We start from the raw sequence: 15,667 nt of genomic DNA on the forward strand, positions 1-15,667 counted from the left end.
CGTTGGCTCTCGCTTGGGCAGCACGGCCGTTTCCCAATCCTCGGCGGCTCATGGGATGTACCGCCAACCGTGCCGCCGGAGGGCAGTCCTATGCGTACTACTCAGATACTCCTCCGCTCCGGCCTGACGGTGGCCGCCGCCGCTGCGCTTCCGCTCACCCTGGCCGCCGGGTCGGCGGCCGCGTGGGGTTCCGGGATCTCCGTGAGCACCAGCGGATCGTCGGTCACGGTCACCACCAGCGCCTGTCCGGGCAGCAGCGGCAACTTCGGCAACGCCTCGCTGCTCACCAGCAGCCAGGCGAACTTCGCCCAGGGCCGCCAGGCGCCGTTGACCGGGACGAGCAACACGCAGTCGGCCAGCTGGTCGGGTGTGAGCTCGGGAACGTACACGGTCATCGTGGTGTGCCAGAACGGGACGACGGCGGGCACCCAGTCCATCGTCGTCTCCGCGCCCACCATCTCCGCGACGGCCTCGCCCTCGCGCGGGGTCATGGGCGGCCTGGGTGGTGCCACGAAGGACTACGGCATGGCCACCGTGGTCGGCGGCGGGGCGCTGGTGGCCACCGGCGCCGTGGCGGCGGCCTGGTTCCTGCGCCGCCGCTCGAAGCCGCACCGGCTCTGATCAGCGGGATCGGCACCTCTCACGCGGGCGGCCGCCCACCGGCTTCGGCCGGCCGGGCGGCCTCCTGCTGTGGCGCGTTCGGCTCGCCCCCCAGGTGCGCGAACTCCTCCAGCGCGTGGGTCAACCACTGCGTCCAGAACGTCTCCAGGTCGATGCCGGCCCGCAGGACGAGGTGCTGGAGGCGGTCCTGCGGGGCGTCCTTGCCGGGCGGGAAGTCGCGCTCCTGGATCCGCTCGTAGTCCGCCAACTGCCGCTGGTGCAGGTCGAGATGGCGGCGCAGGTCCGCCTCGATGCCGTCCGTGCCGACCACGGCCGCGGCGCGCAGCCGCAAGAGCAGCGTGTCACGCAGCGGCTTCGGGTCCTGTGAGGCGGCCGTCCAGCGGGCGAGCTCCGCGCGGCCCGCGGCCAAGACCTCGTAGCGCTTCTTCTGACCCCTGGCCGGCTGCTCGCTGGGCAGGGCGCGGATGTAACCCTCCCCCTCCAGTTTTCCCAGCTCGCGATAGATCTGCTGATGCGTCGCCGACCAGAAGTAGCCGATCGACCTGTCGAACCGCCGGGTCAGCTCGAGGCCCGACGACGGCTTCTCCAGCAGGGCGGTGAGGATCGCGTGCGGCAGTGACATGGAGTCATCCTAGGGACGCCCCCGGGACCCCGGTCCCGGGGGAAGACGGCCCCGCTACAGCGCCGCCGCCAGCTCGGTGCCCTGCTTGATGGCGCGTTTGGCGTCCAGTTCGGCGGCCACGTCGGCGCCGCCGATGAGGTGCACGCTGCGGCCCGCGGCGCTCAGCTCCTCGTACAGGTCGCGGCGCGGCTCCTGGCCGGTGCAGAGCACGATCGTGTCGACCTCCAGGACCTGGCTCCGCCCCTCGACCGTGACGTGCAGCCCCGCGTCGTCGATCCGGTCGTACCGGACACCCGGAACCATGGTGACGCCCCGGTGCTTGAGCTCGGTGCGGTGGATCCAGCCCGTGGTCTTGCCGAGCCCTCCACCCACTTTGGACGGCTTGCGCTGCAGGAGGTGGACGGTGCGCGGTGTGACGGGCCGCTCGGGCGCGGCGAGGCCGCCGGGGGCCCGGTAGTCCATGTCGACGCCCCAGTTCCGGAAGTACGTCGCCGGGTCCTCGCTCGCCTTGTCGCCTGCGTCGGTGAGGTACTCGGCGACGTCGAAGCCGATGCCGCCGGCGCCGAGGATCGCGACGCGGTCGCCGACGGGGGCGCCGTCCCGCAGGACGTCGAGGTAGCCGACGACGCTGGGGTGGTCGACGCCGGGGATCTCGGGGGTGCGCGGGCTGACGCCGGTGGCGACGACGACCTCGTCGTGGTCGTCCAGTCCGTCCGCGGTGACGCGGGTGTTCAACCGCACGTTCACGCCGTGCAGTTCGAGCTGCGTACGGAAGTAGCGGATCGTCTCGTCGAACTCCTGCTTGCCGGGGACCTTGCGGGCCACGTTGAGCTGGCCGCCGATCTCGGGCGCGGCGTCGTAGAGCGTGACGTCGTGGCCGCGCTCGGCCGCGGAGACCGCGCAGGCCAGTCCGGCGGGGCCGGCGCCCACCACGGCGACGCGCTTGCGCAACCGGGTCGGCGCGAGGACCAGCTCCGTCTCGTGGCAGGCGCGCGGGTTGACCAGACAGGAGGTGATCTTGCCGCTGAAGGTGTGGTCGAGGCAGGCCTGGTTGCAGCCGATGCAGGTGTTGATGGCCTCGGGCCGCCCGGCCTCGGCCTTGGCGACGAAGTCGGGGTCGGCGAGCATCGGGCGGGCCAGCGACACCATGTCGGCGTGGCCTTCGGCGAGCAACTGCTCGGCGATCTCCGGGGTGTTGATGCGGTTTGTCGTCACCAGCGGGACGGATACGGCGCCCATGACCTTCTTGGTCACCCAGGCGTACGCACCACGCGGCACCGAGGTCGCGATCGTGGGGATGCGTGCCTCGTGCCAGCCGATGCCGGTGTTGATGATGGTCGCGCCGGCGGCTTCCACGGCCTTGGCCAGCGTGATGACCTCGTCCAACGAGGAACCGCCGGGCACCAGGTCCAGCATGGAGAGCCGGTAGATGATGATGAAGTCCTCGCCGACCGCCTCACGCACGCGCCGGACGATCTCCGCGGGAAAGCGCATCCGGCTCTCGTACGAGCCGCCCCAGCGGTCCTCGCGCTGGTTCGTGCGCGCGGCGATGAACTCGTTGATCAGATAGCCCTCGGAGCCCATGATCTCCACGCCGTCGTAACCGGCCTGCCGCGCGAGGCGGGCGGCGCGCGCGTAGTCGTCGATGGTCCGCTCGACCTCGGCGTCGGTGAGCGCGTGCGGCGGGAAGGGGCTGATCGGGGCCTGGAGGGCGCTGGGGGCGACCAGATCCTGGTGGTAGGCGTACCGGCCGAAGTGGAGGATCTGCATCGCGATCCTCCCGCCCTCGCGGTGCACCGCGGCGGTGACCTCCGCGTGCTGCTCGGCCTCCGCGTCGGTGGTCAGTTTGGCGCCGCCCTCGTAGGGCCGTCCGACCTCATTGGGCGCGATGCCGCCGGTGACGATGAGGCCGACGCCGCCGCGCGCGCGGGTGGCGTAGAACTCCGCCATGCGCTCGAAGCCGCGCTCGGCCTCCTCCAGGCCCACGTGCATGGAGCCCATGAGGACACGGTTGGGCAGGGTGGTGAACCCCAGGTCGAGCGGGTTCAACAGGTGCGGGTAACGGCTCATCGGCCCCTCCGTGGGCGGTGTCGTACGTCTGTTGTAGACGACCGCGCCGATGTTGTGCAACTAGTTGCACAACCGGAGGGACCGAGCTCACACCGTCGGCCGGGAGGCGGTCAGCCGAGGGGTCTGACGCCGATCACGACATGGGCGTACCTCTCCTCGCAGACGGCCAGGCGGGCGAGCAGGCCGGCGCGGGCGAAGGCCTCCACGGCGGACGGCGCCTGGAGTTCGCTCGTCTCGACGAGCAGACAGCCGCCGGGGGCGAGCCACCGGGGCGCTTCGGCGGCGACGCGGCGCAGGACGTCGAGACCGTCCGCGCCGCCGTCGAGGGCGACCAGCGGTTCGTGGTCGCGGGCCTCCGCGGGCAGCAGGCCGACCTCACCGGTGGGGACGTACGGAACGTTGGCGGCCAGGACGTCAAGCCGGCCGAGCAGGGTGCCGGGGAGCGCCGCGAACAGGTCGCCCTCGTGCACGTGCCCGCCGAACGGGGCGACGTTGCGGCGGGCGCAGCGCACCGCGGCGGGGTCGATGTCTGCGGCGTGCAGTTCGGGTCCGCCGAGGGAGGTGGCCAGTGCCGCGCCCACCGCCCCGGAGCCGCAGCACAGGTCCACGACGACGGTCGCGTCGCGCGCGTGGGCGACGGCCTGCTCGACGAGGAACTCGGTGCGGCGGCGGGGTACGAAGACACCCGGATCGACGGTGACACGCAGACCGTGGAACTCGGCCCAGCCGACGACGTGTTCCAGGGGCAGGCCCGCGACGCGACGGTCGACCATGGCGGCCACCTCGTCCGGGGTGCGGGCGGTGGAGAGGATCAACTCCGCCTCGTCCTCGGCGAAGACACAGCCTGCGGAGCGGAGTGCGGCGACAACGGAAGCGGGAGAAAGAGGTGGCATGGAAGCCGAGAGCCTTTCGAGAAACCGAAGGGCGCTCTCGCGGACGCCTACCGGCGGTCCGCGCTGCCTTGAGGTGAGAGCACCCGGCCTGACACAGCGGTAATGGGTCCCACCTCCTCGGCAAGTCCTCGACTGGGGCCGTCCACAGCCGGGACGGCCACATTACAGGAACGGGTCAGACGGCGACCGTCTCCTCCAGCTCCTCTTCGGCGTCCTCGGCCTCGACGGCGCGCACTTCGGCGGCCGGCTCCCGCCGCACGACGGCCTCGGCAGCCCGGGCCCGCATCCGCTCGACGGCACCGGCGACGGCGGTCACCAGCAGGCCGACGACGAGCCAGACGACGAGCCTGGTCACGTTGCCGGAGAGTCCGTCACGGCCGAAGTAGAGGAGGCTGCGGACACCCTCGACGAATCCCGCGCCGTTCCAGAAGGCGTGCAGGGTGCCGAAGAAGCCGCCCTGGAGCTCGGGCCGGAAGAGGCCTCCGGAGCTCGTGAAGTTGAGCATCACGAAGAGCACCATCATGGCGAGAGTGGTCCATCGCTTGAGGAAGGTGTGGAGTCCGATGCCGATGAAGAGAATGCCGGCGGAGTAGAGCCAGCTCATCCCCCACACACCCGCGAGGTCGTGGTGCGCGAGATGGAAGACGGGCCCGGCGAGCAGTGCGCCGATGACGCTCACGACGCCGGAGACACCGACGGCCAGCAGGGCCCGTATCCGCATGGACAGGGCGCCACCCGCGGCGCCGAGTACGGCGACGGACGCATAGGAGCCGATGCTCAGCGCGATGAGCAGGAAGAACAGGCCCTGACCCGTCGGGTCGTCGGACACCGTCGGGGTCACGTCGGTGACCTTCAGCGGTTCGCCCTGCTGGGCCGCGACGGGCGTGAACACCTTCTCGACGGCGGTGGCGCCCATGTCGGACGCGGCGGTGGCGACGAGGAGCTCCGGCGCCTTGGAGTCCTGCACGTAAGCGCCCGTGATGTCACGGGACTTGAGGAGGTCGACGGCCTCCGGGCGGCTCGTGACGGTCCGGACGTCGAGCTGGTCCCCGGCCTTGTCCTTGACCGTCTGGGCGAAGACCTTCGTCTCGGCTCCGGAGCCCACGACGGCCACGGGGAGATGGTGCGGCTCGGGCGTGACGAAAGCGCCCATGTAGGCGAGCCCCATGCCGACGCACATCAGCAGCGGGGTGATCAGGTGCGTGAGCACATGGCGCAGGGCCGGGGAGCGCAGGCCGGTGACCACGATTCCTCCATTGGTTGGCATATACAACTCGCTATCAAGTTGTACTATACAACCAGGAGAGCCGAGGAGGTGTTCCGTGACCGCAGCCGAGAGGTCCGGTGAGACCGTTGTCACTGATCAGGGTCCAAGTGGGCGGAGTGCCACCACCACGCACGTGGCTGCCGACGGCGCCGGCCGGGACACCGTGCCGGCCATGACGGGCGACACGGCCGTCGAGACCATCCAGCGGGAGATGACGACGTTCGCCCGGCGCGCCCGGGCCACGGCGGGGCGGATGCATCCCGAGCTCTCGCTCGTCTCGTACACGCTGCTGGGGCATCTGGAGGAGCGCGGCGGCTGCCGGTCCACCGACCTCGCCGCGCACTACGCGCTGGACAAGTCCACGGTGAGCCGGCAGGTGGCGGCCCTGGAGCGCGCCGGGCTCATCGAACGGCGGCTGGACCCCGAGGACCACCGGGTGCAGGTGCTGCATCTGACCGAGGCGGGCACGCGGATCCTCGCCCAGGTGACCGAGAGCCGCCGGTACGCGTTCCGCGAGCGGCTCGCGGGCTGGCCCGAGGAGGACCTGGCCCGGTTCGCCGGCTATCTGTTGCGCTACAACGCGGCGGCGTCCGACAGCTGATCGGGGACGTCATCCGGCGGTTGACCAGGGGGCGTCCGGCGGTTGATCAGGGGCGGTGTCCTGCGGTTGATCAGAGGCGGTGTCCTGCGGTTGATCAGAGGCGGTGTCCTGCGGTTGATCAGAGGCGGCGGCGCGGGCCGCCGCCGACGTGCGTCAGCTCAGAAGTTCCGGCACCCGCGCCGCCATGAAACGGGTGGTGCGCCGCAGCCGGAACCCCAGGGCCTCGTAGAGCCGGATGGCCTCGGTGTTCCCGGCGCCGGTGTGCAGGAAGGGGATCTCGCCGCGTTCCCGGATGCCGTGGGCGACCGCCAGGATCAGCCGAGTGGCCAGTCCCTCACCCCGGAAGTCCGGGTCGGTGCAGACCGCGCTGATCTCGGTCCAGCCGGGCGGGTGCAGCCGCTCCCCCGCCATCGCGACGAGAGCGCCGTCCCGCCGAATCCCCAGATACGTGCCGAGCTCCACGGTGCGCGGCAGGAAGGGACCAGGTCTGGTCCGCTCGACCAGGTCCAGCATCTCCGGTACGTCGGCGGGGCCCAGCCGCACGGCCTCCGCGTCCGGCACCGCGGCGATCCCGTCGTCGACGAGCTGTACGCCCTCCAGGCTGAACGTCACCTCCCACCCTTGCGGAGGCTGCCCGCGGAAGCCGGCCAGCGGCGCCTCCCCGCCGGGACCCACCAACACGGCGAGGTCGTCCCAGTCGTCGGCGTCGGGCTCGTCCGGAAGGGCCAGCCAGGGCGACACGTCGACGGGGTAGCGCAGCACGCGGCCCCGGCGCTCGGCGAAGAGGGCATGCGGGCCGGTGAGCGAGGCGAGGGCGGGGTTGTCGAGCACGTGACGTTCCGCGCTGCCGGCATGCCCTTCGGGACTGCTGTCGTGGCGCGCAGGACTGCTGACGTGCTGTCCGGGACTGCTGACGTGCCCTTCGGAACCCATGTCGTGCCGTGCAGGACTGCTGACGTGCTGTTCAGGGCCCGTGGCCTGTCGCGCCGCGTTCGTCGCGGGCCGTTCCGCGCTCGTGGTGCGTGATCCCGCGCCCGCCGCGAGTGGATCGGTGTGCGTCCCGCTCACGTCGGGCCTCGTCTCCGTGCTCATTCGGCGGCCCCGGCTCCGACCTCGATCACGATCTTGCCGCGTGCATGGCCGTCCTCGACCTCGCGCAGTGCCTCGCCGGCGCGCTCAAGGGGGTAGGTCCCGGTGACGAACGGCCGCAGCCGGCCGTCGACCACGAGCCGCGCCACCTCGTCGAGCACCGCGGCCGTGCGGGCTCGCTCGACGGGCAGTCCACCCAGCCGCGCGACCGTCTCCCGGTCGGCTCCGGTGATCAGCTTCGACCGGTCGGTCAGCAGCGTCGCGGCGGCCTCGAGCACCTCACCGCCGACGAGGTCGAAGACGGCGTCGACACCGTCCGGCGCGGCCGCCCGTACCCGCTCGGCCAGGTCCGGCCCCGACGGGACGTGCACGGCGCCGAGTGATTCGACGAAGTCCTTCTTGCCGTCGCTCGCGACCCCGACGACGCGCAGCCCCGAGGCGTGGGCGATCTGCGTGGCCGCGACGCCGACACCGCCGCCGGCGCCCGTGATGAGCAGCGTCGCTCCCGACGGCAGATCCAGCTGGCGTACGCCGTCGTAGGCGGTCGCCGCCGCTACGGGGAGCGTGGCGGCGTCCGTGAAGGACAGTTCGGCCGGCTTGTGCGCGGTCACCGTCACGGGCAGCAGGGCGTACTCGGCGTATCCGCCGGCCACCGGGTTGCCGAAGACCTCGTCCCCGGCCGCGAAGCCGGTCACGTCGGCGCCGAGCTCCTCGACGACACCGGAGACCTCGTTGCCGAAGACCGACGGCAGTTCGGACGCGGGCCCGCCGGGGCGGCGGTAGCCGGTGCGCTGCTTCCAGTCGACGGGATTCACGCCCGCCGCGCGCACCGCGACCAGGACCTGGCCGGGGCCGGGACCCGGACGGTCCCGCTCGACGAGGGCCTCCGTCTCCGGGCCACCGTGCTGGGTGAAGACGTACGCCTTGGGCATGGCTGCCTCACTCTCTCCTCGCTGTCACCGGCCACCGGGGCCCGGGGTCTGCTCTGGCGAAAAGGAAGATCACGGCGTCGCTATTCCCGGGGCGGCCGACTGTTCATACGGCCGCAATATCGAGGTCATCGGCCCCCAGGGCGCCGGGTACGCTCGGATTTCTGCGTACGGTTGAATGCGTACGCACGGAGCGCGCGGGGGTCGACCCAGGGACGACACGGCCCCGTGCGCGCGCACGGCGGGCACGCACGTCCCCGCAGGTACACGCAGGTACACGCAGGTACACGCAGGTACACGCACTGATCACGACCGATCCCGGCGGACCGTCGAGGGACGGCCTGGAGGCACCACCCCCATGAACGTCACCCGAGGCTTCAGCGGGCGCGCCCGCGTCCGCAACGCCGGGCTGCCGCCCGGCCAGTACGACTCGGGCGACGACTGGCCCGTCCTGTCCGCCGAGGTCACGCCCGACCTGGCGCCGGCCGACTGGACCTTCCGGATCGACGGTCTGGTCGCCGGGCCGCGCACCTGGGACTGGGACGAGGCCCACGCCCTGCCGCCGTCGGCGTACGAGGGCGCCATCCACTGCGTGACGAGCTGGTCGAAGTTCGGTGTGCGCTTCGGCGGTGTGTCCCTGGACGCCTTCCTGGCGGCCGTGCGTCCGGACGCGAAGGCCACACACGCCGTCGCCTACTCGCACACCGGGTACACGACGAACCTCCCGCTGGCCGACCTCACCGGCGGACGCGCCTGGATCGTCTGGGAGTACGACGGGAAGCCGCTTCCGGCCGAACACGGCGGCCCGGCACGGCTGGTCGTGCCGCACCTGTACTTCTGGAAGAGCGCCAAGTGGATCGCGGGGATCCGGCTCCTCGACCACGACGAGCCCGGCTTCTGGGAGCAGAACGGCTACCACGCGCGGGGCAATCCCTGGGAAGAGCAGCGGTACTCCGGTGACTGAGACCGCCGCATCCCCGACCGCCGGGGCGTCCCGCCCCATGACCGAGACCTCCGGACTGCGATGACCAGGACCTTCGTACCCCCGACCCGGTTCGCCGTGCCCGGGCGGATCTCCGTCAGCGCCCAGGCCGCGGCGCACTGGCAGACGGCCACGCTCACCGAGATCCGCCACGAGACACCGCACGCGTCGACGTTCCGTTTCGCGGTGCCCGGCTGGGCGGGTCACCTGCCGGGACAGCATCTGATGCTGCGGCTGACCGCCGGCGACGGCTACGCGGCCCAGCGCCACTACTCGCTCGCCTCGCCGCCCGACGACACCGGACACATCGAGCTCACCCTCGACCACGTCGACGACGGCGAGGTCTCCGGCTGGTTCCACACGGTGGCCGAACCGGGCGACCAGGTCGAGGTGCGCGGGCCGCTCAGCGGCTTCTTCGCCTGGCCCGGCGACCGGCCCGCCCTGCTGGTCGGCGCCGGCTCCGGTGTGGTCCCGCTGATGTCGATGGTGCGGCACCATCGCGCCCGTGGGCTGACGGTCCCCCTGCGGCTGCTCGTCTCCGCGCGGCGCCCCGAAGAGCTCATCTACGCACGGGAGTACGGCGAGGAGACCACGCCCGTCTTCACGCGCAGCGCGCCGCGGGGTGTGCCGGTGGGCCGTATGTCGGCGGCCCATGTGGCGCCGCTCCTGGCCGAACCACCTTCGGGTGGGTGGGAAGCCTATGTGTGCGGTTCCAACGGGTTCGCCGAGCATGCCTCGCGGCTGCTGGTCGAGGCCGGCCAGCCGGTGGACCGCATCCGCATCGAACGCTTCGGCTGAGCCCAGCGGATACCTGTCAAGCGCTTCGGCTGAGCCCAGCGGATACCTGTCAAGCGCTTCGGCTGAGCCCCGATACCTGTCGAGCGCTTCGGCCGAGCCCCGCGGATACCTGAGCCGCGCGGATCCTGCGCGGTGTCGCCGCCCATCCATGTCCGGGTCGGGTCCTCAGGAGTGCGGCACCACGGCCACCGGACATGTGGCGTGGTGGATCAGCGCGTGGGCGGCCCGGCCCAGACCCGTCGCTTTCGCGCGGCGGCCGACGACCAGCAGCCCGGCCCCGGTGGACGCCTTCAGGAGATGGTGTCCGGGGTGCCCGTAGACCACGTGCTCGGTGACCATGAGCTCCGGGAACTTGTGGCGCCACGGCTGCAAAGTGTTCGTCAGCACCCGCAACGAGCCGTCCTCCTTCTCGGCCACGTCGCCGGGAACGGGAACTCCGGGCGCGTAGCCGCGCGGCGGCGGCACCGTCCAGGTGTGCACGACATGCAGCGGCGCCGAGCGGGTGGCGGCCGTTTCGAAGGCATACGCGAGGAGTTCGTCGGCAGGACGGTCCAGGTCGAGCCCGAGGACCACGGGCAGATACGGGGTCCGGCCCGGCGGGGTGCCGTCCACCGCCGGCATCCGCTCGTCCTCGGGGAGTTCACCCGCGCGGACGAGCACGACCGGGCGCTCGGCCGCCGCGGTGACGGCGAGCGCGACGGAGCCGACGAGGAAGCCCGCGAACCCGGTGAGCCCACGGGAGCCGAGGACCGTCATCTCCGCCTCCGCGGCCGCCGCGAGCAGCGCCGGGATCGCGGGCGCCTCGGTGCGACGGGCGATGATGTCCAGGCGCGGGTGTGCGTACGACAGTTGGATGGCGGCCCGGTCGAGCGGGGCACGGGCCGGGAGGTCGACGTCGGGGAGCGGGGCGGGCGCGGCCGGTTCGGTGCCCGCGTGCAGCAGCCGCAGCGGTAAGCGGCGGCGCTCGGCCTCGCGGGCGGCCCAGTCGGCCGCGTCCAGACCGGCCCGCGAGCCGTCGACGCCTGCGGTGATGGTGCGCGTGCTCATGGGTCCTGCCTTTCGGGAACGCTCACGGCTCCTGCATTCGGGGAGTTCGGCATCCAGCGGGCCCGGACCGCCGCCTCCGGGGACGCGATGGCGCGCTCCGCGCGTCGGGCAGTCGGCGTGCTCCCGCGCGCGTGGCCCGCCGTCCGGCTGTCCAACTCCGTTGTGTTACGCGGGTTCCACGGAGAGCGCGGATCAGTCGCGCCGTGCCGGAATCGGGCCGGTTCGCCGCAGGCAGGCGAGGCCGTCGGCCCCCGGGAAATTCGCACGGCCGACCCGGAATCCAAGCGATCGGCGGCGTGGTCCGGCAGCCAGGCGATCAACGCCGCGGTGGTGGCTCCGAGTTGGGCCGGGCAACCCTACGCCGGATTCTGCACGCGACGCGCGATACGGGCGTGCTCCCGCAGTGCGTCCGAGAGGGCGGACAGGACCGGCTCGCCGCTCTCCACCAGGACCCGTCCGCCGACGACGGTGGTCCAGGCGCGGGCGGGCCCGCAGCGCAGCCACGCCTCGACCGGGTCGCTCAGTGCACCGGCCAGTGCCACTTCGTGCAGGTCCCAGACGACAAGGTCGGCACAGGCGCCCGGTCGCAGATGGCCGAGTTCGTCGGCGCGGCCCAGACAGCGGGCCGAGCCCCGGGTGGCGATGTCGAGGGCGTCACGGGCGGTCATCGCGCCGGGCCCGCCCCGATAGCGGCCCAGCAGCAGGGCCCCACGGGTCTCCATCCACAGCGAGGCATGGTCGGTCGAGGCCGAGCCGTCGCAGCCGATGCCGACGGGCAGCCCGAGTTCGCGCATCTCCCGGACGCGGGCCGTGCCACCGCCGATGAGCATGTTCGAGCTCGGGCAGTGGGCCACCCCCACGCCCGCCTCGGCCAGCCGCCGCAGTTCGGCGTCGTTCGGATAGATGCAGTGGGCGACCCAGGTGCGGTCGCTCATCCAGCCGGTGTCCTCGAAGTACTCGACGGGCCGGCAGCCGTAGGTCTCCAGGCAGTAGGTGTCCTCGTCCCGGTCCTCGGCGAGATGGGTGTGCAGACGTACGTCGTGACGCTCGGCGAGTTCCGCGGTCGCCGTCATCAGCTCCTTGGTTACCGAGAACGGCGAACACGGGGCGAGGGCGACCCTGACCAGGGCGCCCGGCTCGGGATCGTGATGGGCCCGGATCAGCCGCTCGCTGTCGGCCAGCACTTCCTCGTCGGTCTGGGTGACGCTCCTCGGTGGCAGTCCCCCGTCCTCCACGGAACGGGTCATGGAGCCGCGTGTGGCGTGGAAACGGAAGCCGATGTCCCGGGCGGCGCGGATCTCGGCGTCCACGAGCCCGGGCCGGGGGTGGACGTACAGATGGTCGGAGGAGGTGGTGCAACCGCCCATCAGGAGCTCGGCCATGCCGACGTACGCGGACACGTAGGCCGCCTCCTCGTCGAGCGCGGCCCACAGCGGGTACAGCGTGGTGAGCCAGTCGAAGAGGGAGCCGTTGACGGCGGGCGCGTAGGAGCGGGTGAGGTTCTGGTAGATGTGGTGGTGGGTGTTGATCAGGCCCGGGGTGACCAGGCGGCCCGCGGCGGAGACGGTCCGGCGGGCCTCGGGCTCACTGCCCGGTTCACCGACGGCGGCGATCCTGCCCGCGTCCACGGCCACCCAGCCACCGGGGATCTCGCGTTTCCCGTCCACGACGAGCAGTCGGGCGTTCTTCACCAGTAGGTCCACGGCGTCATGCTAGAAGCCAGGAGGGCCCGGTCTCGTGGAAACGCTCCCGGCTCACCGCCCCTGGTCGAGCAGAATCCGTGCCAGCTCGTGCGGCTGGGAGAACATCGGCCAGTGGCCGGTGTCCATCTCGACCAGGCGCCAGCGCTCGCTCTTCAGCAGGTCGGCCACGTCCTCGTTCGGCTCGGGGCCGTCCAGCAGGCATTTGACGTAGGTCACCCGGAGCTCGCCGAGCGAACGCTCCAGCACGGCCGGCTCGGTCAGCGAGGCGCCGGGATGCGGCGTCGCACCGGCCGCGATACGCGCGATCTGCTCGCTGCTGAGCCCCTGGCCGTCGTACTCCTCGGCGGTCAGCGGCGCCCAGAATCCGTCGTTCTCGGCGAGCGACTCCTCGAACCTCTCCTCGCCCTGCCACCAGCCCGCGGCGAACGACCCGCCGTCGACGGGGACTTCGGAGTCGACGAAGACCACCCGCGCCAGCCGGTCGCCGATCCGCTCGGCCGCCTGGCCGACCGGGATGCCCGCATAGCTGTGTCCGACGAGGACGACATCGCGCAGACCGAGCCGTGCGACTTCGCTCACGATGTCCTGGACGTGGGTCTGCTGCCCGGCCGGCACACCCTGCCGCTCGGCCACTCCGGACAGCGTCAGGGCGTGCGTGCCGTGTCCCGCCGCCCGCAGTTCGGGCACCACCTCGTCCCACGCCCACGACCCCAGCCACGCACCCGCCACCAGTACGAATTCACTCATGGAGAAAACGTAGCGGGGAGGACGGACAATGCGCCGCCGGATCGCGGCTCCGGCCGGGGCCCGCCGGGTTCCGGTCCCGTCCCGGTGCCGCCGTCCCGGGGCCCTGGCGGGCCTTCGACAACGACCGTACGGTGTGATCATCCGCACCTCGATGTCAAAGGTGGTCCTTGATGGCCCTGTTCGACCTCCCTCTCGATGAGCTCCGCGGCTACCGCAGTGCCTCCGCCGAACCCGAGGGCTTCGACACCTTCTGGGCCAAGACGCTCCAGGAGGCGCGCGAACACGAGCTGGGAGCCCGCTTCGAACCGGTCGAGACGCAGCTGAAGGTCGTCGAGGTGTTCGACGTGACGTTCGCCGGTTTCGGCGGGCACCCCGTCAAGGGGTGGCTGACCCTGCCGGCCGGGACGGACGCGCCGATCCCCACGGTCGTCGAGTTCGTCGGCTACGGCGGCGGACGCGGTCTGCCGCACACGCATCTGCTGTGGGCGGCGGCGGGCTACGCGCACTTCGTGATGGACACCCGTGGCCAGGCGAGCGCCTGGGGCGGCGGCGACACCCCGGACCCGGTGGGCAGCGCGCCCGCGTACCCCGGCTTCATGACCCGTGGCATCGAGGACCCGGAGAGCTACTACTACCGGCGGGTGTACACGGACGCGGTACGCGCCGTGGAGGCCGCCCGCGCCCATCCGCTGACCGACGCGCGGCGCACGGCCGCCGTCGGCGCGAGCCAGGGCGGCGGCCTGACCATCGCCGTGGGCGGTCTGGTCCCCGACCTCTCGGCGGTCGCGCCGGACGTGCCGTTCCTGTGCGACTTCCCGCGCGCGACGACGCTCACGGACCGCGACCCGTACCGGGAGATCGGCCACTACCTGAAGACGCACCGCGGGCGCACCGAGCGGGTGATGCGCACGCTGTCGTACTTCGACGGAGTGCACTTCGCCGCGCGCGGCCGGGCGCCCGCGCTGTTCTCGGCGGCTCTGGAGGACCAGACCTGCCCGCCCTCGACCGTCTTCGCCGCCTTCAACGCGTGGGCGCACGAGGACAAGACGATCGAGGTGTACGACTTCAACGACCATGAGGGCGGCGGCCCGTACCAGGAGGCGGCCAAGCTGCGCTGGCTGCCCTCGTACCTCTGAGAGCCCGTCAACAACCCGCCGGGGCGGCCGTCAGCCCGCCGACCCTCGCGGTACGACCGTGGCCAGGACGGCGGGCAGGGGGTACCAGTCGGCGGAGACGACGCTGGCGTGCTGCCCGGCGAGCAGATTCACCCGGTCCAGGGCCTGGGCCGGGGTGGGGTTGGTGCCGTCGATCGCCGGGGCCACGTTCTGGGCGTCGGTCATGACGACCAGGTAGTGCCGGTCGTCGTACCAGGCGGTGTCGATCGTGCCGTTGGTGTAGGTGGCGGCGTCGCCGTCGAAGACCACGAACCAGGGGCGGATCGTCGTGTCCGGGTAGCGGGTGCGCGGATCGCCCGCCGCGGCGCCGTGCACGGCAGGGAAGGCCGAGGCCTCCCGCAGACGTCCGGCGGCGGCCAGGTCCCGCAGATGCGTGGCGTACTCGCGGTCCGTCCACAGCGAGTCCGCGGGGTTGCCCTCCTCGACGGTGCCGGGGATCAGCTCGATGACGAACTTGCCGGCCAGCGAGGTGCGCGCGGGCCAGCCGTCGGCGCGTACGGCCGAGTCCAGGTCGGGGTGGGAGCCGACGACGTCGGCGGGGCGCAGCAGGGCGTCGCCGAGCTTCGAGGTGAGCAGGGCGTCCAACTGGGCGGGGCCGCGGCCGAGGTTGGCCGCGAATCCGTCCTTCATCTCGATCTTCAGCTGGATCGGCCGGTGGCCCGGGTGGGCGTCGTGCCAGGCCTTGAGGTCGGCGAGGCAGCCGCCGAGGTCGCGGTTGCGTGACTTGGTGCGCAGCTCGGCCGCGTTCGCCGCGTTCGCGCAGTTGTTGTCGTTGCCGAGGGGGTTGCTGTGCGAGACCCGCCAGGAGGCGCCGAACACATTGGTCCACACGTCGAGTTCGAGCATGCCCGCGCCGGAGTCCAAGGCGTCGGCGAAGTACGGGTACTTGGCCTTCTCGTAGGCGTTGTGGACGCCGACCGAGGTGCCGGCCGAGTAGCTCGGGTCCGCGGCGGTCGCCTGGGAGCCCGTGGCGACGGCGAGCACGCCCGCTGTCGCCACCGCCAGTCCGGTACGCGCCAACGCCGTCAGGTGTCTGTGCATGTCCCCTGCCTCCTGCGCCCTCGGTGGTCAACCGACGTGCAGCGTAGGGGCGTTGGGTGACATGCGGAAGATCGGGGGATGA

Annotated in this window: 15 protein-coding genes; 5 read left to right on the top strand and 10 right to left on the bottom strand. The window is 72.0% G+C overall.

The genetic code is table 11. From position 1 onward, the window contains the following. Positions 1-90: 90 nt before the first annotated feature. Positions 91-621 carry a hypothetical protein gene (locus ACFWM2_RS09160; protein ID WP_383275130.1) on the top strand — a complete coding sequence of 177 codons (531 nt, stop codon included), beginning with the start codon at positions 91-93 and terminating at the stop codon, positions 619-621. A 19-nt stretch (positions 622-640) separates the two neighbouring features. Here the strand turns inward: ACFWM2_RS09160 and ACFWM2_RS09165 are convergent, their stop codons facing one another. From ACFWM2_RS09165 to ACFWM2_RS09180, 4 genes are all read right to left on the bottom strand, one after another. Beyond that, positions 641-1,243, bottom strand: a complete 603-nt coding sequence (locus ACFWM2_RS09165) for a PadR family transcriptional regulator (RefSeq protein WP_383275132.1) — start codon at positions 1,241-1,243, stop codon at positions 641-643. A gap of 54 nt (positions 1,244-1,297) precedes the next feature. Beyond that, positions 1,298-3,313 carry an FAD-dependent oxidoreductase gene (locus ACFWM2_RS09170; RefSeq protein WP_383275135.1) on the bottom strand — a complete coding sequence of 672 codons (2,016 nt, stop codon included), beginning with the start codon at positions 3,311-3,313 and terminating at the stop codon, positions 1,298-1,300. 110 nt (positions 3,314-3,423) lie between these two features. Continuing rightward, positions 3,424-4,206, bottom strand: coding sequence for a putative protein N(5)-glutamine methyltransferase (locus tag ACFWM2_RS09175; RefSeq protein WP_383275138.1), 783 nt, complete (start codon positions 4,204-4,206; stop codon positions 3,424-3,426). A gap of 175 nt (positions 4,207-4,381) precedes the next feature. Further along, positions 4,382-5,473 carry a hypothetical protein gene (locus ACFWM2_RS09180; protein ID WP_383275141.1) on the bottom strand — a complete coding sequence of 364 codons (1,092 nt, stop codon included), beginning with the start codon at positions 5,471-5,473 and terminating at the stop codon, positions 4,382-4,384. A 172-nt stretch (positions 5,474-5,645) separates the two neighbouring features. Between ACFWM2_RS09180 and ACFWM2_RS09185 the strand changes: the two genes are divergently transcribed. Continuing rightward, entirely contained in the window at positions 5,646-6,074 is a 429-nt protein-coding gene (locus ACFWM2_RS09185) for a MarR family winged helix-turn-helix transcriptional regulator (protein ID WP_383275144.1), read from the top strand. Positions 6,075-6,227: 153 nt separating this feature from the next. On the opposite strand, the gene ACFWM2_RS09190 is transcribed toward ACFWM2_RS09185, so the two are convergent. Together ACFWM2_RS09190 and ACFWM2_RS09195 are read right to left on the bottom strand one after the other, a co-directional pair. Continuing rightward, positions 6,228-7,007 carry a GNAT family N-acetyltransferase gene (locus tag ACFWM2_RS09190; protein WP_383276467.1) on the bottom strand — a complete coding sequence of 260 codons (780 nt, stop codon included), beginning with the start codon at positions 7,005-7,007 and terminating at the stop codon, positions 6,228-6,230. Between the two features lie 155 nt (positions 7,008-7,162). Next, positions 7,163-8,095 carry an NADP-dependent oxidoreductase gene (locus ACFWM2_RS09195; protein ID WP_383275147.1) on the bottom strand — a complete coding sequence of 311 codons (933 nt, stop codon included), beginning with the start codon at positions 8,093-8,095 and terminating at the stop codon, positions 7,163-7,165. 355 nt (positions 8,096-8,450) lie between these two features. Here ACFWM2_RS09195 and ACFWM2_RS09200 point away from each other — a divergent pair, with 355 nt between their 5' ends. Continuing rightward, a complete protein-coding gene (locus ACFWM2_RS09200) occupies positions 8,451-9,056 on the top strand; it encodes a sulfite oxidase-like oxidoreductase (protein WP_383275150.1) in 606 nt (201 codons plus the stop codon). Positions 9,057-9,116: 60 nt separating this feature from the next. Beyond that, the gene (locus ACFWM2_RS09205) at positions 9,117-9,872 is read left to right on the top strand and encodes a ferredoxin reductase (RefSeq protein ID WP_383275155.1); all 756 of its coding nucleotides are present in this window, start codon (positions 9,117-9,119) and stop codon (positions 9,870-9,872) included. Between the two features lie 165 nt (positions 9,873-10,037). Here the strand turns inward: ACFWM2_RS09205 and ACFWM2_RS09210 are convergent, their stop codons facing one another. The 3 genes from ACFWM2_RS09210 to ACFWM2_RS09220 form a co-directional block, all read right to left on the bottom strand. Next, on the bottom strand, positions 10,038-10,919 hold the full coding sequence (locus ACFWM2_RS09210) for a universal stress protein (RefSeq protein ID WP_383275158.1): 882 nt from the start codon (positions 10,917-10,919) through the stop codon (positions 10,038-10,040). Positions 10,920-11,275: 356 nt separating this feature from the next. Beyond that, a complete protein-coding gene (locus ACFWM2_RS09215) occupies positions 11,276-12,622 on the bottom strand; it encodes an 8-oxoguanine deaminase (protein ID WP_383275160.1) in 1,347 nt (448 codons plus the stop codon). A 51-nt stretch (positions 12,623-12,673) separates the two neighbouring features. After that, positions 12,674-13,369 carry an alpha/beta fold hydrolase gene (locus ACFWM2_RS09220; RefSeq protein WP_383275163.1) on the bottom strand — a complete coding sequence of 232 codons (696 nt, stop codon included), beginning with the start codon at positions 13,367-13,369 and terminating at the stop codon, positions 12,674-12,676. Positions 13,370-13,539: 170 nt separating this feature from the next. On the opposite strand from ACFWM2_RS09220, the gene ACFWM2_RS09225 reads away from it, so the two are divergent. Then, positions 13,540-14,505, top strand: a complete 966-nt coding sequence (locus tag ACFWM2_RS09225) for an acetylxylan esterase (protein ID WP_383275166.1) — start codon at positions 13,540-13,542, stop codon at positions 14,503-14,505. Positions 14,506-14,535: 30 nt separating this feature from the next. On the opposite strand, the gene ACFWM2_RS09230 is transcribed toward ACFWM2_RS09225, so the two are convergent. Further along, complete coding sequence (locus ACFWM2_RS09230; RefSeq protein ID WP_383275169.1) at positions 14,536-15,585, bottom strand: phosphatidylinositol-specific phospholipase C domain-containing protein; 1,050 nt, start codon at positions 15,583-15,585, stop codon at positions 14,536-14,538. Positions 15,586-15,667 lie beyond the last annotated feature (82 nt).

It is taken from the genome of Streptomyces sp. NPDC058371, from assembly GCF_042723265.1.
Taxonomy (GTDB): Bacteria; Actinomycetota; Actinomycetes; order Streptomycetales; family Streptomycetaceae; genus Streptomyces.

What these genes read in the sequence shown, in the direction of transcription:
- ACFWM2_RS09160 (WP_383275130.1), top strand. Translation starts at nt 91, where the DNA reads ATGCGTACTACTCAGATACTCCTCCGCTCCGGCCTGACGGTGGCCGCC.
- ACFWM2_RS09195 (WP_383275147.1), bottom strand. Translation starts at nt 8,095, where the DNA reads ATGCCCAAGGCGTACGTCTTCACCCAGCACGGTGGCCCGGAGACGGAG.
- ACFWM2_RS09170 (WP_383275135.1), bottom strand. Translation starts at nt 3,313, where the DNA reads ATGAGCCGTTACCCGCACCTGTTGAACCCGCTCGACCTGGGGTTCACC.
- ACFWM2_RS09205 (WP_383275155.1), top strand. Translation starts at nt 9,117, where the DNA reads ATGACCAGGACCTTCGTACCCCCGACCCGGTTCGCCGTGCCCGGGCGG.
- ACFWM2_RS09220 (WP_383275163.1), bottom strand. Translation starts at nt 13,369, where the DNA reads ATGAGTGAATTCGTACTGGTGGCGGGTGCGTGGCTGGGGTCGTGGGCG.
- ACFWM2_RS09175 (WP_383275138.1), bottom strand. Translation starts at nt 4,206, where the DNA reads ATGCCACCTCTTTCTCCCGCTTCCGTTGTCGCCGCACTCCGCTCCGCA.
- ACFWM2_RS09180 (WP_383275141.1), bottom strand. Translation starts at nt 5,473, where the DNA reads ATGCCAACCAATGGAGGAATCGTGGTCACCGGCCTGCGCTCCCCGGCC.
- ACFWM2_RS09185 (WP_383275144.1), top strand. Translation starts at nt 5,646, where the DNA reads ATGACGGGCGACACGGCCGTCGAGACCATCCAGCGGGAGATGACGACG.
- ACFWM2_RS09165 (WP_383275132.1), bottom strand. Translation starts at nt 1,243, where the DNA reads ATGTCACTGCCGCACGCGATCCTCACCGCCCTGCTGGAGAAGCCGTCG.
- ACFWM2_RS09225 (WP_383275166.1), top strand. Translation starts at nt 13,540, where the DNA reads ATGGCCCTGTTCGACCTCCCTCTCGATGAGCTCCGCGGCTACCGCAGT.
- ACFWM2_RS09200 (WP_383275150.1), top strand. Translation starts at nt 8,451, where the DNA reads ATGAACGTCACCCGAGGCTTCAGCGGGCGCGCCCGCGTCCGCAACGCC.
- ACFWM2_RS09190 (WP_383276467.1), bottom strand. Translation starts at nt 7,007, where the DNA reads ATGGGTTCCGAAGGGCACGTCAGCAGTCCCGGACAGCACGTCAGCAGT.
- ACFWM2_RS09230 (WP_383275169.1), bottom strand. Translation starts at nt 15,585, where the DNA reads ATGCACAGACACCTGACGGCGTTGGCGCGTACCGGACTGGCGGTGGCG.
- ACFWM2_RS09210 (WP_383275158.1), bottom strand. Translation starts at nt 10,919, where the DNA reads ATGAGCACGCGCACCATCACCGCAGGCGTCGACGGCTCGCGGGCCGGT.